A 21,790-nucleotide genomic window follows, 5' to 3' on the forward strand; every position below is an offset into this window, starting at 1 on the left:
GCCCACCGGCCGTACCGTTTGTCGAGTGGCGTGTCAGGCGCTTTCGCCGCCGCCCAGGTGGTGGACCCGGACCATGTTCGTCGTGCCCGGGACGCCGGGGGGCGAGCCGGCGGTGATGATCATCGTGTCGGCCTCGTTGTAGCGCTGGAGCTTCAGGAGTTCGGCGTCCACGAGGTCGACCATCGCGTCGGTGTTGTCCACGAACGGGACGAGGAAGGACTCCACGCCCCAGCTCAGGGTGAGCTGGTTGCGGGTGCCCTCGTCCGTCGTGAAGGCGAGGATCGGCTGCTGCGTGCGGTAGCGCGAGAGGCGGCGGGCCGTGTCGCCGGACTGGGTGAAGGCGATCAGCGCCTTGCCGTCGAGGAAGTCCGCGATCTCGCAGGCCGCGCGGGCGACGGAGCCGCCCTGGGTGCGCGGCTTCTTGCCCGGGACCAGGGGCTGGAGGCCCTTGGAGAGCAGCTCCTCCTCGGCCGCGGTGACGATCTTCGACATCGTCTTCACGGTCTCGATCGGGTACGCGCCGACCGAGGACTCGGCCGACAGCATGACCGCGTCCGCGCCGTCCAGGATCGCGTTGGCGACGTCGCTCGCCTCGGCGCGGGTCGGACGGGAGTTGGTGATCATCGACTCCATCATCTGGGTGGCGACGATGACCGGCTTGGCGTTGCGGCGGCACATCTCCACGAGGCGCTTCTGCACCATCGGGACCTTCTCGAGCGGGTACTCGACGGCGAGGTCGCCACGGGCCACCATGACCGCGTCGAAGGCCGCGACGACGGCCTCCATGTTCTCGACGGCCTGCGGCTTCTCCACCTTGGCGATGACGGGGACCCGGCGGCCCTCCTCGTCCATCACCTTGTGGACGTCCTTGACGTCGTCGGCGTCGCGGACGAAGGACAGCGCGACCATGTCGCAGCCCATCCGGAGCGCGAAGCGGAGGTCGTCGACGTCCTTCTCCGACAGGGCGGGGACGTTGACCGCCGCACCGGGCAGGTTGATGCCCTTGTGGTCGGAGATGACACCGCCCTCGACGACGATCGTCTTGACCCGGGGGCCGTCGACCTCGACGACGCGCAGCTCGACGTTGCCGTCGTTGATGAGGACCTGGTCGCCCTTGGAGACGTCCCCGGGCAGACCCTTGTACGTGGTTCCGCAGATGGACTTGTCGCCCGGGACGTCCTCGGTCGTGATGGTGAACTCGTCACCGCGGACCAGCTCGACCGGGCCCTCGGCGAAGGTTTCGAGACGGATCTTGGGGCCCTGGAGGTCGGCGAGCACGCCGACGGCGCGGCCGGTGTCCGCGGAGACCTGCCGGACGCGGTCGTACCGCTCCTGGTGCTCCGCCTGGGAGCCGTGGCTGAAGTTGAATCGGGCCACGTTCATGCCGGCCTCGATGAGAGCCTTCAGCTGCTCATACGAGTCGACGGCGGGGCCCAGCGTGCAGACGATTTTGGAACGGCGCATGAGGCGGATCCTATCGGTTTGTTTCACTGCGGAATATTCCGACTGGCGGAAAGTACAAATGGGCGCGGGGCCGCTCAGGCGTTCACTCGTTCGAGCCGGATGGGCTCTGAACGAGCGCGAAGGTCTGGCGGGCGATCTCCCGTTCCTCGTCCGTCGGCACCACCGCGACGGCCACCCGCGCGTAGTCCGGCGAGATCAGCCGCGCCTCGTCGGAACGTACGGAGTTGAGGTCCGCGTCCACCGCCAGACCCAGCTCCTCCAGGCCCGCGATGGCAGCCTCCCGCACCGGGGCCGCGTTCTCGCCGACCCCCGCCGTGAACACCACCGCGTCCACCCGCCCGAGCACCGCGTAGTACGCGCCGATGTACTTCTTCAGCCGGTGGATGTAGATGTCGAAGGCCAGGGCCGCCGCCGGATCGCCCTCGTCCACCCGGCGGCGGATCTCCCGCATGTCGTTGTCGCCGCAGAGCCCGACCAGCCCCGACCTCTTGTTCAGGAGCACGTCGATCTCGTCCGCCGACATCCCCGCCACCCGCTTCAGATGGAAGGTGACCGCCGGGTCGATGTCCCCCGAGCGGGTGCCCATGACCAGGCCCTCCAGCGGCGTCAGCCCCATCGAGGTGTCCACGCACCGGCCGCCCCGCACCGCCGAGGCGGAGGCGCCGTTGCCCAGGTGCAGCACGATCACGTTCACCTCCTCGGGCGTCTTCCCCAGCAGCTTCGCCGTCTCCCGCGACACGTACGCGTGCGAGGTGCCGTGGAACCCGTACCGCCGGATCCGGTGCGCGTCGGCCGTCTCCACGTCGATCGCGTACCGCGCCGCCGACTCCGGCATCGTCGTGTGGAAGGCGGTGTCGAAGACCGCGACCTGCGGCAGGTCGGGGCGGAGCGCCATCGCCGTACGGATCCCCGTGAGGTTCGCCGGATTGTGCAGCGGAGCCACCGGCACCAGCCGCTCGATCTCCGCGAGCACCTCGTCGTCGATCACCGTCGGCTCGGTGAACCGCAGCCCGCCGTGCACCACCCGATGGCCGATCGCCGCCAGTTCGGGGGAGTCGAGACCGAGCCCGTCCGCCGCCAGCTCCTCCGCGACCGCCTTGAGCGCCGCCGCGTGGTCGGCGATCGGGCCGGTCTTCTCGCGCTTCTCCCCGCCGCCGCCCTGGAGCGGGGTGTGCACGAGCCGCGAGGTCTCCTCGCCGATGCGCTCCACGAGCCCCTGCGCCAGCCGGCCGCTGTCGCGCATGTCGAGCAGCTGGTACTTCACCGACGAGGACCCGGAGTTGAGGACGAGGACGCGGGTGGGTGTCGTCATGCCGGGAGCTCCTGGACCTGGGACTGGATCGCCGTGATGGCGACCGTGTTGACGATGTCGCTGACGAGCGCGCCCCGCGAGAGGTCGTTCACCGGTTTGCGCAGACCCTGGAGCACCGGGCCGACGGCCACGGCGCCGGCCGAACGCTGCACGGCCTTGTAGGTGTTGTTGCCGGTGTTGAGGTCGGGGAAGATCAGCACGGTCGCCTGCCCCGCCACCTCCGAGTCCGGCAGCTTCGTCGCCGCGACCGAGGGCTCGACGGCGGCGTCGTACTGGATGGGCCCCTCGATCCGCAGCTCCGGCCGCTCCGCCCGGACCAGCTTCGTCGCCTCCCGCACCTTGTCGACGTCGGCGCCGGAGCCCGAGGTGCCGGTGGAGTACGAGAGCATCGCGATCCTCGGCTCGACGCCGAAGCGGGCCGCGGTGGCCGCCGACTGGACGGCGATGTCGGCGAGCTGCTCGGCGTTCGGGTCCGGATTGACCGCGCAGTCGCCGTACACGAGGACCTTGTCGGCCAGGCACATGAAGAACACCGAGGAGACGATCGAGGCCTCCGGCTTCGTCTTGATGATCTCGAAGGCCGGCCGGATCGTCGCCGCAGTGGAGTGCACGGTGCCGGAGACCATCCCGTCGGCCAGGCCCTCCTGGACCATCAGGGTGCCGAAGTAGTTGACGTCCGCGACCACGTCGTACGCCAGCTCCACCGTCACGCCCTTGTGGGCCCGCAGCACCGCGTACTTCTCGGCGAACGCGTCGCGCAGCTCCGAGGTCTGCGGGTCGATCAGCTGCGTCTCCCCGAGCGTGATCCCGAGGTCGGCGGCCTTCTTGCGGATGGTCTCCACGTCGCCGAGCAGCGTCAGGTCGCAGACGTCACGGCGCAGCAGCACGTCGGCGGCGCGCAGCACCCGCTCCTCGGTGCCCTCGGGGAGCACCACCCGGCGCCGGTCGGTGCGCGCCTGCTCGATCAGCTCGTGCTCGAACATCATCGGGGTGACCCGGCCGCTGCGGGCCACCGAGACCCGCTTGAGCAGGTCGGCCGTGTCGACATGTCGTTCGAACAGGCCGAGGGCGGTCTCCGCCTTGCGCGGGGTGGCCGCGTTCAGCTTGCCTTCGAGGGCGAAGAGTTCGGTGGCGGTCGGGAAGCTGTTCCCCGGTACGGAGATCACCGGAGTGCCCGGGGCCAGCCGGGCCGCCAGGGTCAGGATCTCCTCGCTGGGCCGCTCGTTGAGGGTCAGCAGCACCCCCGCGATCGGCGGGGTGCCGGCCGAGTGCGCGGCGAGCGCGCCGATGACCAGGTCGGCGCGGTCCCCGGGGGTGACGACCAGACAGCCGGGGGTCAGCGCGTTGAGGAAGTTCGGCAGCATCGCACCGCCGAAGACGAAGTCCAGCGCGTCCCGCGCGAGCCCCGCCTCGTCGCCGAGGACGACGGAGGCCCCCAGCGCGTGGGTGATCTGGGAGACGGTGGGCGCGGCGAGCGCCGGCTCGTCCGGCAGGACGTAGCAGGGCACGGGCAGCCGGGCCGCCAGCCGCTCCGCGATCGACTCCCGGTCCTCGGCGGCCACCCGGTTGACGACCATCGCGAGGACGTCGCAGCCCAGTCCGTCGTACGCCCGGAAGGCGTTGCGCGCCTCGGCCCGTACGGACTCCGCCGGCTGGCCCTTGCCGCCGACGACCGGGATCACGGAGGCGCCGAACTCGTTCGCCAGACGGGCGTTGAGCGCGAGCTCGTCGGGGAGCTGGGTGGCGGCGAAGTCGGTGCCGAGGACGAGGACGACCTCGTACGAGCGGGCCACCGCGTGGAAGCGGTCCACGAGCCGCGAGACCAGCTCGTCGGTGCCCTGCTCGGCCTGGAGCGCGGAGGCCTCGTGGTAGTCCATGCCGTAGACCGTGGAGGCGTCCTGCGAGAGCCGGTAGCGGGTGCGCAGCAGATCGAAGAGCCGGTCGGGACCGTCGTGCACCAGCGGCCGGAACACCCCCACCCGGTCCACCTGTCGGGTGAGGAGCTCCATGACTCCCAGCTCGACGACCTGGCGGCCGTCACCGCGGTCGATCCCGGTCACGTACACGCTGCGCGTCACGCCGTGGTCTCCTGTCCAGTCCTGCGGAACTCGGGGCCGACCCCAGCCGTCAACCGGCCGTACTCAGAAGGCCCCGATAGGGCGGCATTACCCCCTTGACAATACCCCCGCCGATAGTTACGTCGCCCGCCGGACGAAGGGCCCGGAACCCGGGACGAAAGGCCTCCGGAGAAGCCGCGGGAGGGACGCGCTGAACCGTCGCGAGCAGCCCGGTCAGGTCCGGCGTGTGAGAATTGCGGTGGCTCACCACGGAACGCGACCGAGCAGGAGACACAGCACGATGCGCATCGGAGTTCTCACCGCAGGCGGCGACTGCCCCGGCCTGAACGCAGTGATCCGGTCGGTCGTGCACCGGGCGCTCACCGGCCACGACGACGAAGTCATCGGCTTCGAGGACGGATTCAAGGGACTGCTCGACGGCCACTACCGCCCCCTCGACCTCGATGCCGTCAGCGGCATCCTGGCCCGCGGCGGCACCATCCTCGGCTCGGCCCGCCTGGAGCGGAACCGGCTCCGCGAGGCCGCCGATTCCGCCTCCGACCTGGCCCGCGAGTACGGCATCGACGTCCTCATCCCGATCGGCGGCGAAGGCACCCTCACCGCCGCCCGGATGCTCTCCGACGCCGGCATGCCCGTCGTCGGCGTCCCGAAGACGATCGACAACGACATCTCGTCCACGGACCGCACCTTCGGCTTCGACACCGCCGTCGGCGTCGCCACCGAGGCCATGGACCGCCTCAAGACCACCGCCGAGTCCCACCAGCGGGTGATGGTCGTCGAGGTGATGGGCCGCCACGCCGGCTGGATCGCCCTGGAGTCCGGCATGGCCGGCGGCGCCCACGGCATCTGCCTCCCCGAGCGCCCCTTCCAGGTCGACGACCTCGTCAAGATGGTCGAGGAGCGCTTCGCCCGCGGCAAGAAGTTCGCCGTCATCTGCGTCGCCGAGGGCGCCCATCCGGCCGAGGGCTCGATGGACTACAAGAAGGGCGAGATCGACCAGTTCGGTCACGAGCGCTTCCAGGGCATCGGCAACCAGCTCGCCGTCGAGCTGGAGCGGCGCCTCGGCAAGGAGGCCCGCCCGGTCATCCTCGGTCACGTCCAGCGCGGCGGCACGCCGACCGCGTACGACCGGGTGCTCGCCACCCGCTTCGGCTGGCACGCGGTGGAGGCGGCGCACCGCGGCGACTTCGGCCGGATGACGGCGCTGCGCGGCACGAACGTCGAGATGGTGCCGCTGGCGGAGGCCGTCACCCAGCTGAAGACGGTCCCGGCGGACCGCATGCGCGAGGCGGAGTCGGTGTTCTAGGAGGCCGACCGTCCGGCGGGCCGGTTCCTTCGGCCGGCCCGTACTCCGGTCCACCGGCCGGCCCGTACTCCGGTCCACCGGCGGGTTCGTTCTCCGGTCCACCGGCGGGTTCGTCGTACCGTTCGGCCCTTCGGCCCCTCGCTCGGGACCTTCGGCCCGACCTGTCCCGATCCCGTCCGGGACCTCCACGGAACCGAGTGGCCCCGACCGTCCCCCCGTGGACGGTCGGGGCCACCGCTGTGTGCCCGGCATCACCCCCGGAAATGCCGGATTTCCACTCTTGAGCCCGAGCGCGCGATCAACAAGGCTTGGGGCCTGTCCCGGACATGTCCCGAACCCGTCCGGCGGAAGGGAGACGCGCGGATGAGCCCGGGGGAGCACGCCCCTGACCCGAGGGAGGCACGCACGCCCGCCGAGTTCCTCGCGCGGCTCCAGGCCCTCAAGGACTGGTCGGGCCTGACCTACCGCGACCTGTCGGCGCGGGCGGAGGCGCGGGGGGACGTCCTGCCCCGGTCCACGGTGGCGAACATGCTGGCCCGCGCGACCCTGCCCCGCGAGGAACTGCTGACCGTCTTCGTCCGCGCCTGCGGGGCGACGCCGGCCGAGCTGGCGCACTGGCGGGCGGCACGGAGACGGATCGCGGGGATACGGGGGGCGGGGGAGACGCTTTCCGGCGCGGGACCCGGCACGGGACTCGATGCGGGACCTGACGCCGAACCCGATGCCGGACCCGATGAGGGCGTCGGACCCGACGCCGGACCCGATGCCGACGCGGATGCGCATGCGGGCGGCGGCCGTGGGAGTACGGACCTGGCGGCGCCCGGCCCCCCGGACGCGGCCGGCCCCGTCACCGCCCCGCCCTCACCCGTCTGGCCCGTCGGCCCCCACACGCACGCCGACTCCCACCCCCACGCCCCTTCCCGCTCCGACCTCCACGACGCCCACGCCCCCTCGCGGATCCGCCGGGCCCTCGTCGCCGCCGTCGCGCTGGCCGGGCTCGTGCTCGCCGGCGTCAGCGTGGTCGCGTTCCTGCGCGACGGGCACACCGGTCCCGCCGGGCAGCCCGCCCGTACCCCCGTCGCCTCCGCGCCCCTCGCCGGGGACGTACGCATCCGGGTGACCGGCACCGGCCTCTGCCTCGGGGAGCGGCGCGGCACCCGGACCGGGCAGGTCCACCAGGTGCCCTGCGCGGAGGCGGGCGTGCCGCTCTACTCGCTGGTGGCGGTGGGCGCCGACCGGTGGCGGATCGCCTCCGACCACCCGGACTTCGGCCCCGGCTGCTCCGGACTGCCGTCCGGCGGACGGATCCCCGGTGCCGCGTACGAGGACTCCGAGTGCGGCGACCCGAGCCGGGTCGAGACCTTCACCCTCGAACCGTACGGCCGTCCCGTGCGGGGCCACCGGATCGTCCCGGTCGGTTCCGCGACGCCCGGCAGCTGCGTCACGGTCACCGGTGACCGTACGGCCGCCTGGGCGCCGCTCGCCCAGGCGCCCTGCGCGCCGGACGCCGCCGGGCAGCTCTTCACCTTCGAGCGGCGGGACTGAGCGGCGGACTGGGCGGAGGGGTCGAGCGGAGGGACCGAGCGGCGGGAAGGAGCCCTCAGCGCGAGGCGGAGAGCATGGTGCGGGCGATGTTCTCGGCCTCGGGCTCGCACTGCTTCTCGGCGGCTTCCTTCTCGCCCCCGAGCGCGACGTGCAGCACCAGGTTCCCGTCGCGTACACGCAGGGAGCAGTCCTCGAAGTCCGAGGGGGCCGCCCAGTACGCCTCGTCGCCGAGCCCGGCCGAGGCGGGACGCCCACCGGTCGACTGCGCGGCGAACTCCTCGTGCTGACGCTTCGTCGCGTTGCCGTTCGCGTCCGTGGTGAGCTTGAGGTTCCACCAGACCTCGGCCCGCTTCTCACCGGTCCCGCCCGACTGTTCGGTGGTCCAGTAGCAGCGGGTCTCGGGGCCGTCGGCGCGGGTGAGGGAGACGTCCTGATCGGACTTCCACTCGTAGCCGGACAGGCGCGAGGCCGCCTTCTCACAGGTGGGAAGGGTGAGATAGCTGTCCGAGGGGTCCTTCAGGAGGAAGTACCCGCCGACGCCCGCACCCGCGGCGACGAGCAGCACCGCGACCGAGACGAGGGCGAGGGTCCGCCCGCGCCGCCGCCCGCGCGGCGGATCCTGGGGACCGGACGGCGCCGGGAAAGCGGCGGGCGCGGGGACGGGCGCGACGGCGGGTGCGGGGACGGCGGGGGGTGCGGCCTGCGGTGCGGCTCCGGGCGCGGGCGAGGGCCCGGGGACCCGTGCCGGCGCAGTGACCGTGGCCATGGCGGATTCCGGGGCCGGCGTCGGCACGGGCACGGCGGGCGCCGACGTCTGCTGGGCCGGGACGACCGCCGTCGGCTCCGGCCCCTCGCCCAGCAACGCGCCGATACGGGACCGCTGTTCGGTCACCATCGCGTGGACCGCCGCGGGCCAGACCCGGGCGGCCGGCGGGACCGGGCCGAGGAGCTCGACGAGCCGGGCCGGGGTGGGCCGGGCCGCCGGGTCCTTGGCGAGGCACTCCTCGACGATCCCCCGCAGTCCCTCCGGCACCCCGCTCAGATCGGGGGCGCCCTGCACGACGTTGTAGAGCGTCTGGAAGGTCGAGGCGCCGGCGAACGGCGAGGCGCCCGTCAGCGCCAGGACCAGGATCGCGCCGAGCGAGAACACATCGCTGGCCGGGGTGAGTTCACGGCTCTCCGCCTGCTCGGGCGACATGAACGGCGGCGAGCCGATCACCCAGCCCGTCTGCGTCAGCTGCGTCGGCTCCGCGGACCCCCCGGGCTCCGCCGCCCGTGCGATGCCGAAGTCGATGACCCGGACCCCGTCCTCCGCGAGCAGGACGTTCTCGGGCTTGAGGTCGCGGTGGATCAGGCCCACCCGGTGGATCTCGACCAGCGCCGTCGCCAGGCCCAGGGCGAGCCGGCGGGCCGCGGTCTCGGGCAGCGGCCCGGTCGCCCGTACCGCCGACCCGAGCGACGGACCGGTCACGAACACCGAGGCCAGCCACGGGAGTTCGGCTTCCGCGTCGGCGTCCATCACGGCCGCCGTGTAGGCACCGGACACCCTGCGGGAGGCGGCGACCTCGCGCAGGAAGCGGGCCCGGAAGCCGGCGTCCGAGGCGAACCGGGGATGCACCTGCTTGACGGCGGCCAGCCGGCCGTCGTGGGCCGCACCGAGGAACACCCGGCCCATGCCGCCCTCGCCGAGCGCGGCCAGTAGCCGGTAAGGGCCGAGCAGGGTCGGCTCGGACACGTCGAGCGCTTCCATCACGGGCCTCCCGCCACGCCGTACACCCTCCGGAACCGCCCCTGGTGCGGGCCCGCGGCAAGATCCTACTGACCCCGGCGGGCCGGGGCGGCGGCTACGGGCTCTCCACGAGCCGGGCCCTGAGCGCCGTCACCACCGCCGGGTCGAGCCCGACGTGACCGGTGACGTACGCGTCCACGGAGCCGTACCGCGCGCGCAGGTCCTCCAGGAACAGTCGGATGACGTCGGCGGGCGCCCGGCCGTATCCGGGCCAGCGCAGCTCACGGCCGGGGTGCGCCGCCCGCCAGTCGGCGACCAGCCGTTCCGTGGCGAGTTCGGTGAGCGCGAAGTCCGCGAGGATCTCCTCGTCCGGGACACCGAGGAGGGCGAGGACGACGGCCGCGAGCAGACCCGTACGGTCCTTTCCCGAGGCGCAGTGGAAGACGAGCGGACCGTCGGCGGAGGCGATGACCTCCAGGGCCGTACGGAGCTCCGCCGCACCGTCCTCGGCGACCTCGGCGAAGCGGTCCGCGAGGTGGCGCCAGGGATCGAGCGCGGGGTCGATCTCCGCCTGGTCGTAGGGGCGGTGCTCGATGGAGAGGTTGTGCCAGGCGATGTCCCCGGTCTCCGGCAGCCGGCCCTTGGCGGCGATCTCCCACGGGTAGCGGAGGTCGATCACGGTGGCCACGGCCAGCGCGCGGAAGCGTTCCAGGTCGTCCGGCCCGGCGTCCGCGAGCTTGCCGAGGGAGTCGGATCGGTAGAGGGTCTCCCACCGCACGGTCCCGCCGTCGGCGGTCCGATAGCCGCCCAGGTCACGGAAGTTGTGGAGTCGTTCGAAGGGTATGTGTCGTCTCACGACGCCAATGTACGGGCCGGGGGCGGGACTTCCGCCGGTCAGGCCCCCGCGGCCGCCCAGAAGTGGCCGGTGATCCCGTCGAGGTACGCGCGGCCCTCGTCGCCGGTCGCGGCCGAGGCGCCCCAGCTGCTGGTCGCCGCCATCCGGGCGTGGTACTCGGCATGCAGCCGCTGGAGGGCGGACTCCACGGTCCGCCTGGGCAGCGGCAGCATCTTCACCGCCGGTTTCACGTACGCCTGCCAGCGCGTGGTCGCGGCGTCGCGCAGCAGCTCGGCGAGGCGCTCGTCGCCGCCGGTCGCGGTGATCAGGGCGCGCGGGCCGAGGCCGAGGACCTCGGCGAGGGCGGCCGTCTGGCGTTCGGTGCCGCGCCAGCGCCCCTCGTCCTCCATCCGCTGGTACGCGTGGGCGGCGAGCCCCACGTGCCGGGCCAGCTCGTCGGCGGTGAGCCCGCGCGCCATGCGGTGCTCGCGCAGACTCGTGGCGGCGGCGATCAGCTCGGCGGGGGAGCACCACAGCACGCCCGCGAGTGCGGTGAGCTCCTGCTCACCGGGGACGGCCCGGCCGCGTTCCCAGGCGACGACGGTGTCGGGGTGGACGAGCAGGCCGTACTGCGCGCGGAGGCCGTACGCGACATGGCCCGGGGTCATGCCGAGGCCCTCGCGCAGCCGCCGGGCGGCCAGGGCGTTGAAGGGTGGGGAGGGTTGGTGGTGCACCCGGCCCACGGTAGGTGCGGAGGGTGACGGCTGGATACGGTGCGTTCCGCCAACGTGCGAGGTCGTAGGAACGTGGGAACCGATCAGTAACCGCGATGCCCGCCGTCCAGCCAGCGGTACTGGAGCTCGGGCCGGCCGATCTGGCCGTACTGCGGGGCGCGTACCGCCCGGCCCTCGGCGACCAGGTGCTCCAGGTAGCGGCGCGCGGTGATCCGGGAGATCCCGACGGCCGCGCCGGCCTCGGCGGCGGTGAGCCCGGCCGGGGCGGCCCTGAGGCCGCGGGTGACGGCCTCCAGGGTCGGCGCGCTCAGGCCCTTCGGGAGGGTGGCCGGGTGCGGGGCGCGCAGGGTCGCGAGGGCCCGGTCCACCTCGTCCTGCCCGGAGGCCTCACCGGCGGCGGCCCGGAACTCGGCGTACCGGGCGAGCCGGTCCCTCAGCGTCGCGAAGGCGAAGGGCTTCAGGACGTACTGGACGACGCCCAGGGAGACGCCCTCCCGTACGACGGCCAGGTCGCGGGCGGAGGTCACGGCGATGACGTCGGCGGAGTGCCCGGCGGCGCGCAGCGCGCGGAGCAGCTGGAGACCGTGGCCGTCGGGCAGGTACAGGTCGAGCAGGATCAGATCGACGGGCGTCCGGTCGAGGACGCGCACGGCGGCGGCGCGGGAGTGGGCGACGCCGACGACGGTGAAGCCCTCGACTCGCCCGGCGTAGAGCGCGTGGGCGTCGGCGGCGACGGGGTCGTCCTCGACGACGAGAACACGAAGCGGCGCGACACCACTCATGCGGACACCTCGGTGGTGGGGTTGTGGTCGGTGGGGTCGGTGGGGTCGGTGGGGTCGGTGCGGGGGGTGCCGGCGGGGCCGGGGGTACGGGTGGGGCCGGTGTCACGGTCGGTGCCGGTGACCGGCACCGGCTCGGACGCGGGAGCGGGTACGGACGCGGGCGCGAGTGCACGGGCCGGCAGCGGCAGCCGGACAGTGAACTCCGCCCCGCCCTCCTCCGCGTCCGTCACGTCCAGCGTGCCCGAGGCGCGGGAGACCGCCTGGCCGACCAGCGCCAGGCCGAGGCCGCGGCCGGGGCCCCGGGTGGTCCAGCCGCGGCCCAGCACCGCGTCGCGGTCGGCCGGGCGGACCCCGGGGCCGTTGTCGCCGACCCGGAGGAGCAGTTCGCCGTCGCCCGTCCGGGCCGCGACGGTGACCGTCACCCGCGCGTGCGGGGTGCCGCCCGCCGCCTCCACGGCGTTGTCGATCAGGTTGCCCAGGATCGTCACCAGATCACGGGAGGGCAGCGTCGCCGGGACCAGACCGTCGTCGATGCGGCTGTCCTCGGTGAGGACCAGCTCCACGCCCCGCTCGTTGGCCTGCGCCGCCTTCCCCAGCAGCAGGGCCGCGAGCACCGGCTCGCCCACGGCGTCGACGACCCGGTCGGTCAGCGCCTGCGCCAGCTCCAGTTCCGCCGTCGCGAACTCCACGGCCTCCGCCACCCGGCCCAGCTCGATGAGCGAGACCACGGTGTGCAGCCGGTTCGCCGCCTCGTGCGCCTGCGAGCGGAGCGCCTCCGTGAACCCCCGCTCCGAGTCCAGCTCCCCGGACAGCGTCTGCAGCTCGGTGCGGTCCCGCAGCGTGACGACGGTGCCGCGCCGCTCCCCGCCCACCACCGGGCGGGTGCTGACGACGAGGACCCGGTCGGCGGTCAGATGCGTCTCGTCGACGCGCGGCTCCGAGGACAGCAGCGCGCCCGTCAGCGACGCGGGCAGCCCCAGTTCCGCCGCCGGCCTGCCGACGGACCCCTCGTCCAGACCGAGCAGCTCCCGCGCCCCGTCGTTGATGAGGGCGATCCGCCGCCGCCCGTCGAGCATCACGAGCCCCTCGCGTACCGCGTGCAGCGCGGCCTCGTGGTAGTCGTGCATCCTGCTCAGCTCGGCCGCGTTCATGCCGTGCGTGTGGCGCCGCAGCCGGGCGTTGACCAGGTACGTCCCCGCGCCGCCGAGCGCCAGCGCCGCGCCCGCCATGCCGAGCAGGGCGGTCACCTGCTGCCGGACCTGCTCGCTGATCTTGTCGATGGTGATGCCCGCGCTGACCAGCGCCACGACCCGGCCGCCGCCGTCGAAGACGGGCGCGACCGTCCGCACGGAGGGGCCGAGGATCCCGAGATGGGTCTCGGAGTACGGCCGCCCGGCCCGCGCCTGCTCGATGTGCCCGAGATACGTCCGGCCGATCTGCTCCGGCTCGGGGTGCGTCCAGCGGGTGCCGTCCGGGGACATGATCACCACGAACGCCACGCCCGCGTGGCGGCGCAGCGATTCCGCGTACGGCTGGAGGGCCGCCGTCGGGTCGGCGGAACCCGCCGCGGCGACCACCGAAGGGGAGTCGGCGACGGCGGCGGCGGTCGCCGTCGCCTGCCGCCGCGCGGTCTCCTCGGCCTGCGCCCGGTCCGTGACGTACGCGAAGACCGCGCACCCCGCCACGACGACGGCCACCAGCACGACCTGCATCGCGAAGAGCTGGCCGGCCAGGCTGCGGGGACGGGGGAGGGGGAAACGCATGCGGGTAAGTGTGCACGCCCGAATTTGCTCCTGAGCATTGCGTTCCCGAATCGTTCCCTTCCCGCGCGGGCCTTCCGACGGTTCGGCCGTGAACGAAACGTACGCAACCGTGACCCCGGTCACAGGCTGATGGATAGTCGCGGAGTCCACCGGGACGTGGACACCCATCAGCACGAGGAGGACCCCGTGGCCGCACGCCGGGACCGTACCCACTATCTGTATCTGGCCGTCATCGCCGCCGTACTGCTCGGCATCACGGTGGGGTTCCTGGCCCCGGGCGTCGCCGTCGAGCTCAAGCCGCTGGGCACCGGCTTCGTCAACCTGATCAAGATGATGATCTCGCCGATCATCTTCTGCACGATCGTCCTCGGCGTCGGATCCGTCCGGAAGGCCGCCAAGGTCGGCGCCGTCGGCGGGCTCGCCCTCGGCTACTTCCTGGTCATGTCGACCGTCGCACTCGCGATCGGCCTGGTCGTCGGCAACATCCTGGAGCCCGGTTCCGGCCTCCACCTCACCAAGGAGCTGGCCGAGGCCGGGGCCAAGCAGGCCGAGGGCGCGAGCGAGTCCACGCCGGACTTCCTGCTCGGGATCATCCCCAAGACCATCGTCTCGGCGTTCACCGAGGGCGAGGTCCTCCAGACCCTCCTGGTCGCGCTGCTCTCGGGCTTCGCCCTGCAGGCCATGGGAGCGGCCGGCGAGCCGGTCCTGCGCGGGATCGGGCACATCCAGCGGCTCGTCTTCCGCATCCTCGGCATGATCATGTGGGCGGCACCCGTCGGCGCGTTCGGCGCGATGGCCGCCGTGGTCGGCGCGACCGGCGTCGACGCGCTCAAGTCCCTGGCCGTCATCATGGTCGGCTTCTACCTGACCTGCGCGATCTTCGTCTTCGTCGTGCTCGGCGCGCTCCTCAGGCTGGTCGCCGGGATCAACATCTGGTCCCTCCTGAAGTACCTGGGCCGCGAGTTCCTGCTGATCCTCTCCACCTCCTCCTCCGAGTCGGCCCTTCCCCGGCTCATCGCGAAGATGGAGCACCTGGGCGTGAGCAAGCCGGTCGTCGGCATCACCGTGCCGACCGGCTACTCCTTCAACCTCGACGGCACCGCGATCTACCTCACGATGTCCTCGCTCTTCGTCGCCGAGGCGATGGGCGACCCGCTCTCGCTCGGCGAGCAGATCTCCCTGCTCCTCTTCATGATCATCGCGTCGAAGGGTGCGGCGGGCGTCACCGGCGCCGGTCTCGCGACCCTCGCGGGCGGTCTCCAGTCGCACCGGCCCGACCTGGTCGACGGGGTGGGCCTGATCGTCGGCATCGACCGCTTCATGAGCGAGGCGCGCGCCCTCACCAACTTCGCGGGGAACGCGGTGGCGACGGTGCTCGTGGGGACGTGGACCAAGGAGATCGACAGGGCGCGGGTGACGGAGGTGCTGGCGGGGCGGGTGCCGTTCGACGAGAAGACGCTGGTCGACGAGCACGGGGCGGCTGCGGCGGTGCCGGATCAGCGGGCCGAGGAGGGCGAGGAGAAGGCTCGGGCCGGGGTCTGACGGCGGGCGTTCCGACGGGTGTCCGGGGCGGGGCGGGGATTCATTCCCCACCCCGCCCCTTCCCGAACCGGGGCTCCGCCCCGGACCCCGGTCCTCAAACGCCGGACGGGCTGAACCGACCCCCCGGACAGCCGTTCAGTTCCTCCACCTCCCCCTCCGTCAGTTCCAGCCCCGTCGCCCCCGCCGAGTCCCTGATCGACTCAGGGCGGCTCGCTCCCGGGATCGGCAGGACCGTTTCCGAGCGGGTGAGGAGCCAGGCCAGGGTCACGCGCTGGGGGGTGACCCCGTGTGCGCGGGCCACTCGGTGGAAGGCGCCGAACCGCGGGTCCGCCTCCAGGGCCGACGTCCCGTCCAGGGAGCTGCGCGCGATTCCGCCCAGGGGGCTCCACGGCATGAACGCCAGGCCCAGGTCCGCGCAGAGCCGTAGTTCCGCCTCGGAGCCGCGGTCGGCCGGGGAGTAGCGGTTCTGGACGGAGACGAGGCGCTCGCCCAGGATCTCCCGGGCCAGCAGGATCCGTTCGGTGTCCACGTTCGAGATCCCGGCCAGCCGGATCGTGCCCGCGTCCAGCAACTCCCGTATGGCGCCCAGTGATTCGGCGTACGGCACGGCCGGGTCCGGCTTGTGGAGCTGGTACAGCCCGATCGCCTCGACGCCGAGCCGCCGGGCCGAGTCCCCGGCCGCGCGCCGCAGGTGTTCCGGCCGTCCGTCGACCGTCCAGCCGCCGTCGGCGGTCCGTCCGCGCCCGCCCTTCGTCGCCACCAGCACGTCATCGGTGCGGCAGGGGCCCCCGTACGCGGCCAGCGCCCGCGCCACGAGCCGTTCGCCGGCCCCGGGCCCGCCGCCCGGCGGGTGGTAGGAGTCCGCCGTGTCGAGCAGGGTCACGCCCGCGTCGAGGGCGGCGTGGACGGTGGCGAGGGCGCGGGCCTCGTCGGGGTGTCCCTCGATGGAGAGCGGCATGGCGCCGAGGCCGATCGCGCCGACCCGTACGTCTCCGAGTGCGCGGTACCGCATCAGTGTGCTCCCAGTGTCTCGGCGAGCGCCCGCGGCAGCCATTCCGCGGAATTCAGGAAGGTGAATCCGAGGGCCGTCGCGCGGGAGTTGTCCATTCCGTACGAGCGGGAGAAGGAGAACGGCGACACCTCCCCGACCTCGACCTCCTGGAATACGGTCCGGCCGCCCGTCAGGCGCTCGATCTCCGCGCAGATCCGGGCGGTGGTGAGCGGTCCGTGGGAATGCGCGTTGACCGGTCCGGTGAACGAGCCCTCCGCCGCCCACGCCAGGAACGCCGCGATCTCCTCCACGTACACATAGGTGGCCGGGTGGTTCTCCGCCGGCACGGCGATCGGCTCGCCCGCCCGGATGCGGTCCGCGTAGTGGCCGACCCGGCCGGTGAAGTCGTCCTCGCCGCCGAGCACATGGGCGACCCGTACCGCCGTGTACGGGAACGGCGGCGCGGCCGCGAAGACCGCCTCCGCCTGCCGCTTCCCCTCCCCGTAGTGCGCGTCGAGGAACTCCGGGTCCTCCCAGGGGAGTCCGAGGTCGACGGCGACGGTCAGCGGATCGACGGCCTCCTCCCGTACGGGCGCGGCGGAGTGCTCGTACGCGTAGACCTCCACGGTGGAGGTCATCACATAGCGCCGGGTGCGCGGCCCGAGGACCCGGCGCGCGATCACGGCCTGCCGCGGGGTGTAGCAGACCTGGTCGACGACGACGTCGAAGGTCCGGTCGCCCAGCGCGGTCTCCACCGCGGCCTCGTCGTTCCGGTCGGCGATCAGGTGCTCCACACCGTCCGGCACACCGGAGGAACCCCGGTTGAGCATCGTCACCGCGTGCCCGGATTCCAGGAGACGGGACGTCAGCCGCTTTCCGAAATAGCGGTTCCCGCCGATGATCAAGATGTCCATGGATCAAGTGTGACGTCGGGCGTTCGCCCGCTGAAGGGGGAAACATGGGAGTCCCGGCCGCCGTACCGAAGGAACCACGGCCACCGCGTCCCGCCGCCGACGAAACCTCGGCGGGCGCCTTCGATCCCATCGACCGGCAGATTCTGGACCTCCTCCAGAGCGACGGCCGGATCAAGCTCAGCGAGCTGGGGCGCCGGGTCCGGCTGAGCCCCGCGGCCGTCACCGAGCGGGTGCGCCGCCTGGAGTCCTGCGGCGCGGTCACCGGCTACGGCGCGCACGTCTCCCCGGCCCGCCTCGGCTACGGCATCCAGGCCTTCATCCGGGTGAACCCGCACGGCGGCTACACGCTCAGGCACCCCAGGACGCTGGAGCTGACGGCCCGCCCGGAGGTCCTGGAGGTCCACCACGTGGTCGGCGAGGACTGCTGGATCCTCAAGGTCGCCGTCACGGACACCGTCCACCTCGAAGACGTCCTGGAGCAGACCTCGGCCCTGGGCCGGACCACGACCTCGATCGTGCTCTCCTCCCCGGTGGAGCGGAAACCCCTGCTGCCGCCGTCGCGCTGACTCCTTGCCCTGACGTCGGCGTCAAGCCGTACGGTCGGGGACATGCGCATCGGAGAGCTGGCCGAGCGGGCCGGGACCACCACGCGGGCCCTGCGGTACTACGAGTCCCGTGGTCTCCTGACCGCCCGGCGTACGGAGCAGGGGTACCGCACGTACGACGAGGACGACCTGCGGCTGCTCCAGCAGATCAGGACCCTGCAGGACTTCGGGTTCGAGCTGGAGGAGACGCGGCCGTTCGTCGACTGTCTACGCGCGGGCCATCCGGCGGGGGACTCCTGTCCCGCGTCGATCGCCGTCTACCGGCGGAAGGTCGCCGAGCTGGACGGGCTGATCGAACAGCTCCGGGCGGTGCGCGCCGAGGTGGGCGCCCAGCTGCTGCGGGCCGAGGCGGAGCTGCCGTACGGCCCGGAGCCCCGGTGCGAACTCGAAGCGGTGACCGGGACGGATACGGAGACGGAGGGGTGGCGGGGATGACGACGTACACGGAGGGCAGGGTGGCCGAGGTCACGGACGCGGACTTCGGGACGGAGGTGCTGGGGTCCGCGCTGCCGGTCCTGGTGCAGTTCACCGCGGACTGGTGCGGGCCGTGCCGGCAGCTGAAGCCGGTGCTGGCCGCCGTCGCCGCGGAGGAGGCGGCCCGGCTGCGGATCGTGGAGATCGACGTGGACCGCAACCCGGAGACGGCGCTGCGGTACGGGGTGCTCGCGACCCCGACGATGCTGGTGTTCCGGGCGGGGGAGCCGGTGAAGTCCCTCGTCGGCGCCCGCCCGAAGCGCCGCCTGCTGGCGGACCTGGAGGACGTGCTCGGATAGGCCCGGGTGCTCCCGGCTTCCGCAGGGCATACAGGAATACCCCGACTAGAATTGACAGTCGGGGTATTTGCTCGCGTATATTGATGGATTCCGTGTCCGACGTGTCATTCAGGCACACCGGTAACGCGGAGAAGTTCAATAAACGCACTGTATCGCGCCGGGAGTCGAATTGTCAACCGAGGAATTTCGGAAAGAGCAGCAATTCATCACCGATCTCTATGAACGACTCGACGCCCTGAGGGCCGAGGCCGAGGCCGCCGTCGAGCAGGCCCTGCGCACCCCCGGGGCCGGCAGCAGCCAGGGCCGTCTCGAACGGGACGTCATGGTCGCCGAGCAGTCCGGGCTCCTCGCCGCCTTCAACGCGGGCGAGAGCGGGCTCTGCTTCGGCCGCCTGGTCTTCAAGGACGGCCGCGACCACCACATCGGGCGGCTCGGCATCCGCGAGGACGACCCGAACCGCACCCCGCTCGTCGTGGACTGGCGCGCCGAGATCGCCCGCCCCTTCTACCTCGCCACCGGCTACGCGCCCATGGGGCTCTCCCGCCGGCGGCACATCACCACCCGGGGGCGCGAGGTCGTCTCCCTCCACGACGAGGTGCTCGACCTCGCCGACGCCACCCGCACCGGCCACGAGAGCCGGGACGCCGACGAGGTGCTGCTCGCCGCGCTCGACGCCGCCCGCACCGGCCGGATGCACGACATCGTGCAGACCATCCAGGCCGAGCAGGACGCCATCATCCGCTCCCCGCACCAAGGGGTCCTCGTCGTCGAGGGCGGCCCCGGCACCGGCAAGACCGCCGTGGCGCTGCACCGGGCCGCGTACCTCCTCTACGCGCACCGCGAGCAGCTCGCCAAGCGGGCCGTCCTCATCGTCGGCCCCAACCCCGCCTTCCTCGGCTACATCGGCAACGTCCTGCCCTCCCTCGGCGAGACCGGCGTCCTCCTCGCCACCCCCGCCGAACTGTTCCCCGGCGTCCGCGCCACCGGCACCGACACCCCCCGCGCCGCCGCCGTGAAGGGCGCCGCCGCCATGGCCGGGGCGCTCGCCGCCGCCGTACGGGACCGCCAGCAGGTCCCCGAGCGCGGCGAACCGCTGATCGTCCCGCACGAGGACGGCGACCTCGTCATCGACTGGGACATGGCCCTGGAGGCCCGGCACAAGGCCCGCGAGACGGCCCTCCCGCACAACCTGGCCCGCCCGTACTTCGTCTTCCGGATCCTCGACGCGCTCGCCGGGCAGCTCGCGGACCGGATCGGCGCCGACCCCTACGGCGGCCCCAACTTCCTCGGCCCCGACGACATCGCGCTGCTCGCCAAGGGCATCGCGGGCAACCCCGAGGTGTACGCGGCGATCGACACCCTCTGGCCCGCGCTCACCCCGCAGGACTTCCTCGCCGGCTACCTGGCCGGACCCACCCACCTCGCGGACGCGGACGCCGACGCGATCCGCCGCGACGGCGGCCCCTGGACCCCCGCCGACGTGCCGCTCCTCGACGAGGCCGCCGAACTCCTCGGCGAGGACGACTCGGCCGCCCGCGCCGCCGAGGAGGCCGAGCGCCAGAAGCAGATCCAGTACGCGCAGGGCGTCCTCGACGTCTCCTACGCCTCCCGCACCTACGAGTTCGAGGACAAGGAGGAGTACGACAAGGACGCCTCCGAGGTCCTCTCCGCGCACGACATCATCGACGCGGAGCGCTTCGCGGAGCGGCACGAGGAGGCCGACCACCGCACCGCCGCCGAACGGGCCGCCGCCGACCGCACCTGGGCCTTCGGCCACATCATCGTCGACGAGGCGCAGGAACTCTCCGCGATGGCCTGGCGGCTCCTCATGCGCCGCAGCCCCAGCCGCTCGATGACCCTGGTCGGCGACCCCGCCCAGACCGGCGACCCGGCCGGCGTCGGCGCCTGGGAAGGCATCCTCGCCCCCCACGTGGAGGACCGCTGGGACCTGGTGCGCCTCGGGGTCAACTACCGGACGCCCGCCGAGATCATGGCGGTCGCCGCCGAGGTGCGACGGGCCGACGACCCCGGGTTCCTGCCCCCGAGCTCGGTGCGCTCCACCGGGGTCGAGCCCTGGGACCGTACCGTCGACGACCCGGTGAAGGAGGCCGCCGACGCGGTCGCCGCCGAGCTGCGCGCCGAGGGCCGGATCGCCGTGATCGCCCCGCCGGAGTGGCACCCGGGCCTGGTCGCCGCCCTGCCGGAGGCCGCGCACGGACCGGCCCCCGACCTCACCCGGCCGGTCGTGCTGCTCGACCCCCGGCAGGCGAAGGGCCTGGAGTTCGACACCGTCCTCGTCGTCGACCCGGAGGGCATCGTCGCCGGCGCCGCGCACGGGACCAGCGACCTGTACGTGGCGCTGACCCGGGCCACCCAGCGGCTGGGGATCATCCGCTCCGCAGCGCGCAGCTGAACAGCGGCTCGCCGTCCTGGTGGCCGGTGACCCGGACCGACCCCGCCGTGCTCCCGGGCTCCGCCCGGAGCAGGCAGGGGCCGCCGTGGAACTCGGCGTACCGGTCGAAGGCGATCCGCAGCTCGGCCGGTACGAAGGGGCGGGGCCAGACGGCGGCGGCGGCCGCCTGCCGGGCGGCTTCGAGGAAGAGCATCCCCGGGATGTGGTCGTTGGGGCGCTGGAAGAGGGTGGGGTGGCCGGTGTCGACGACCAGTTCCCAGGTGTCCTCCCGGTCGCCCGGGGCCAGCAGCACGTCCTCGGCCCTGACCCGTCCGGTCCGTGCCGCCGGGACGCGCGGGGCGTCCGGCCCCGGCCGTACGACCCCGGGCTCGACGTGTCCGCCGCGCAGTCTGCGGTAGGCGCCGGGACCCGCGAACCGGGCGTCGGCGCCGCCGGTCGCGACGACCCGGGCCGCCCGCCGTACGGTCCACTCGACCCGCATCCGGGTCAACTCGCCGCCCCGGGAAAGCAGTTCGGTGAACCTGACCTCGATGTCGGCGTCCTCGCCGGCCACCGCGAGCCCCGCCGGGTCGCAGGACAGGGATATCTCGCTCAGCAGGATGTGCCGGGTCAGCGGCATGCCGTGGGCCGCGTGCAGGAGGGCCATCGTGGACTGCCGCAGCGTCTCGACGACGAGCAGCGGGTCGTGGCACCGCTCCTCGCCCCGGCCGAGCGGGGCGAAGAACGGATGGTCGGAGGGCCAGGCGGCCCGCACCCCGAAGCGTTCCCGCCCGTCGAGCGGCCGCCACTCGACGGGGAAGGTGTCCTCGCCGCGCACCCGGTGGCAGAGCTGCGGCGACAGGGGCCGCTCCACGGTCTTCTGCATGGTTGTCCCCGCTCGTCCGGATGCGTCGACCCGAGAGCGAACATAGCCGAACAGAGCGCGGTGTGTCCGAACGGATGAACGATCAATAGATCGGTCATCAACCACCGGAGGGCCGCAGACCTTCGCGTCCACGGCCCCC

General features: G+C 73.0%; 18 protein-coding genes. 7 read left to right on the forward strand and 11 right to left on the reverse strand.

Translation table 11 applies throughout. From position 1 onward, the window contains the following. Positions 1-33: 33 nt before the first annotated feature. The 3 genes from pyk to pta form a co-directional block, all read right to left on the reverse strand. Positions 34-1,464 carry a pyruvate kinase gene (gene pyk, locus ASD33_RS30185; protein WP_056567642.1) on the reverse strand — a complete coding sequence of 477 codons (1,431 nt, stop codon included), beginning with the start codon at positions 1,462-1,464 and terminating at the stop codon, positions 34-36. A gap of 82 nt (positions 1,465-1,546) precedes the next feature. Further along, complete coding sequence (locus ASD33_RS30190; protein WP_056567645.1) at positions 1,547-2,776, reverse strand: acetate kinase; 1,230 nt, start codon at positions 2,774-2,776, stop codon at positions 1,547-1,549. After that, on the reverse strand, positions 2,773-4,854 hold the full coding sequence (gene pta, locus ASD33_RS30195) for a phosphate acetyltransferase (RefSeq protein WP_056567648.1): 2,082 nt from the start codon (positions 4,852-4,854) through the stop codon (positions 2,773-2,775). The genes ASD33_RS30190 and pta overlap by 4 nt, the downstream gene beginning before the upstream one ends. A 280-nt stretch (positions 4,855-5,134) precedes the next feature. Between pta and ASD33_RS30200 the strand changes: the two genes are divergently transcribed. Both ASD33_RS30200 and ASD33_RS30205 read left to right on the forward strand, forming a co-directional pair. Then, entirely contained in the window at positions 5,135-6,160 is a 1,026-nt protein-coding gene (locus ASD33_RS30200) for an ATP-dependent 6-phosphofructokinase (RefSeq protein ID WP_056567652.1), read from the forward strand. A 363-nt stretch (positions 6,161-6,523) separates the two neighbouring features. Next, positions 6,524-7,705: a helix-turn-helix transcriptional regulator gene (locus ASD33_RS30205; RefSeq protein WP_056567656.1), complete on the forward strand. Its 1,182-nt coding sequence runs from the start codon at positions 6,524-6,526 to the stop codon at positions 7,703-7,705. A 55-nt stretch (positions 7,706-7,760) separates the two neighbouring features. On the opposite strand, the gene ASD33_RS30210 is transcribed toward ASD33_RS30205, so the two are convergent. From ASD33_RS30210 to ASD33_RS30230, 5 genes are all read right to left on the reverse strand, one after another. Further along, a complete protein-coding gene (locus ASD33_RS30210; protein WP_242426931.1) occupies positions 7,761-9,440 on the reverse strand; it encodes a serine/threonine-protein kinase in 1,680 nt (559 codons plus the stop codon). Between the two features lie 109 nt (positions 9,441-9,549). Beyond that, on the reverse strand, positions 9,550-10,290 hold the full coding sequence (locus ASD33_RS30215) for a tyrosine-protein phosphatase (RefSeq protein ID WP_056567662.1): 741 nt from the start codon (positions 10,288-10,290) through the stop codon (positions 9,550-9,552). A 38-nt stretch (positions 10,291-10,328) separates the two neighbouring features. Then, a complete protein-coding gene (locus tag ASD33_RS30220; RefSeq protein WP_079045113.1) occupies positions 10,329-10,937 on the reverse strand; it encodes a helix-turn-helix transcriptional regulator in 609 nt (202 codons plus the stop codon). A 149-nt stretch (positions 10,938-11,086) separates the two neighbouring features. Continuing rightward, a complete protein-coding gene (locus ASD33_RS30225; RefSeq protein WP_056567669.1) occupies positions 11,087-11,785 on the reverse strand; it encodes a response regulator in 699 nt (232 codons plus the stop codon). Next, the gene (locus ASD33_RS30230) at positions 11,782-13,548 is read right to left on the reverse strand and encodes an ATP-binding protein (protein WP_242426933.1); all 1,767 of its coding nucleotides are present in this window, start codon (positions 13,546-13,548) and stop codon (positions 11,782-11,784) included. The genes ASD33_RS30225 and ASD33_RS30230 overlap by 4 nt, the downstream gene beginning before the upstream one ends. 186 nt (positions 13,549-13,734) lie before the next feature. Between ASD33_RS30230 and ASD33_RS30235 the strand changes: the two genes are divergently transcribed. Next, positions 13,735-15,090 carry a cation:dicarboxylase symporter family transporter gene (locus ASD33_RS30235; RefSeq protein ID WP_242426934.1) on the forward strand — a complete coding sequence of 452 codons (1,356 nt, stop codon included), beginning with the start codon at positions 13,735-13,737 and terminating at the stop codon, positions 15,088-15,090. 94 nt (positions 15,091-15,184) lie between these two features. On the opposite strand, the gene ASD33_RS30240 is transcribed toward ASD33_RS30235, so the two are convergent. Both ASD33_RS30240 and ASD33_RS30245 read right to left on the reverse strand, forming a co-directional pair. Continuing rightward, entirely contained in the window at positions 15,185-16,102 is a 918-nt protein-coding gene (locus ASD33_RS30240) for an aldo/keto reductase (RefSeq protein ID WP_056567674.1), read from the reverse strand. Beyond that, positions 16,102-16,995 (reverse strand): NAD-dependent epimerase/dehydratase family protein, encoded by an 894-nt coding sequence (locus ASD33_RS30245; protein ID WP_056567678.1) that lies wholly within the window; start codon positions 16,993-16,995, stop codon positions 16,102-16,104. The genes ASD33_RS30240 and ASD33_RS30245 overlap by 1 nt, the downstream gene beginning before the upstream one ends. Before the next feature lie 44 nt (positions 16,996-17,039). Here ASD33_RS30245 and ASD33_RS30250 point away from each other — a divergent pair, with 44 nt between their 5' ends. The 4 genes from ASD33_RS30250 (at position 17,040) to ASD33_RS30265 (ending at position 20,786) form a co-directional block, all read left to right on the forward strand. Next, positions 17,040-17,561, forward strand: a complete 522-nt coding sequence (locus ASD33_RS30250) for an Lrp/AsnC family transcriptional regulator (protein WP_199863615.1) — start codon at positions 17,040-17,042, stop codon at positions 17,559-17,561. A gap of 42 nt (positions 17,562-17,603) precedes the next feature. Continuing rightward, complete coding sequence (locus tag ASD33_RS30255; protein ID WP_056567681.1) at positions 17,604-18,035, forward strand: MerR family transcriptional regulator; 432 nt, start codon at positions 17,604-17,606, stop codon at positions 18,033-18,035. Continuing rightward, positions 18,032-18,373, forward strand: coding sequence for a thioredoxin domain-containing protein (locus ASD33_RS30260; RefSeq protein WP_056568155.1), 342 nt, complete (start codon positions 18,032-18,034; stop codon positions 18,371-18,373). The genes ASD33_RS30255 and ASD33_RS30260 overlap by 4 nt, the downstream gene beginning before the upstream one ends. A gap of 169 nt (positions 18,374-18,542) precedes the next feature. Next, the gene (locus ASD33_RS30265; RefSeq protein WP_056567685.1) at positions 18,543-20,786 is read left to right on the forward strand and encodes a UvrD-helicase domain-containing protein; all 2,244 of its coding nucleotides are present in this window, start codon (positions 18,543-18,545) and stop codon (positions 20,784-20,786) included. Here ASD33_RS30265 and ASD33_RS30270 read toward each other — a convergent pair. Next, complete coding sequence (locus tag ASD33_RS30270; RefSeq protein WP_056567688.1) at positions 20,761-21,651, reverse strand: ScbA/BarX family gamma-butyrolactone biosynthesis protein; 891 nt, start codon at positions 21,649-21,651, stop codon at positions 20,761-20,763. The genes ASD33_RS30265 and ASD33_RS30270 overlap by 26 nt on opposite strands. Positions 21,652-21,790 lie beyond the last annotated feature (139 nt).

Origin of the sequence: Streptomyces sp. Root1304, from assembly GCF_001426405.1 — a bacterium.
GTDB lineage: Bacteria > Actinomycetota > Actinomycetes > Streptomycetales > Streptomycetaceae > Streptomyces.

Excerpts from the sequence above, each read along its gene's own strand:
- ASD33_RS30230 (WP_242426933.1), bottom strand. The coding sequence starts at position 13,548 with ATGCGTTTCCCCCTCCCCCGTCCCCGCAGCCTGGCCGGCCAGCTCTTC.
- ASD33_RS30250 (WP_199863615.1), top strand. The coding sequence starts at position 17,040 with ATGGGAGTCCCGGCCGCCGTACCGAAGGAACCACGGCCACCGCGTCCC.
- ASD33_RS30270 (WP_056567688.1), bottom strand. The coding sequence starts at position 21,651 with ATGCAGAAGACCGTGGAGCGGCCCCTGTCGCCGCAGCTCTGCCACCGG.
- ASD33_RS30245 (WP_056567678.1), bottom strand. The coding sequence starts at position 16,995 with ATGGACATCTTGATCATCGGCGGGAACCGCTATTTCGGAAAGCGGCTG.
- pyk (WP_056567642.1), bottom strand. The coding sequence starts at position 1,464 with ATGCGCCGTTCCAAAATCGTCTGCACGCTGGGCCCCGCCGTCGACTCG.
- ASD33_RS30240 (WP_056567674.1), bottom strand. The coding sequence starts at position 16,102 with ATGCGGTACCGCGCACTCGGAGACGTACGGGTCGGCGCGATCGGCCTC.
- ASD33_RS30255 (WP_056567681.1), top strand. The coding sequence starts at position 17,604 with ATGCGCATCGGAGAGCTGGCCGAGCGGGCCGGGACCACCACGCGGGCC.
- ASD33_RS30190 (WP_056567645.1), bottom strand. The coding sequence starts at position 2,776 with ATGACGACACCCACCCGCGTCCTCGTCCTCAACTCCGGGTCCTCGTCG.
- ASD33_RS30200 (WP_056567652.1), top strand. The coding sequence starts at position 5,135 with ATGCGCATCGGAGTTCTCACCGCAGGCGGCGACTGCCCCGGCCTGAAC.
- ASD33_RS30260 (WP_056568155.1), top strand. The coding sequence starts at position 18,032 with ATGACGACGTACACGGAGGGCAGGGTGGCCGAGGTCACGGACGCGGAC.
- ASD33_RS30225 (WP_056567669.1), bottom strand. The coding sequence starts at position 11,785 with ATGAGTGGTGTCGCGCCGCTTCGTGTTCTCGTCGTCGAGGACGACCCC.
- ASD33_RS30220 (WP_079045113.1), bottom strand. The coding sequence starts at position 10,937 with ATGACCCCGGGCCATGTCGCGTACGGCCTCCGCGCGCAGTACGGCCTG.
- ASD33_RS30205 (WP_056567656.1), top strand. The coding sequence starts at position 6,524 with ATGAGCCCGGGGGAGCACGCCCCTGACCCGAGGGAGGCACGCACGCCC.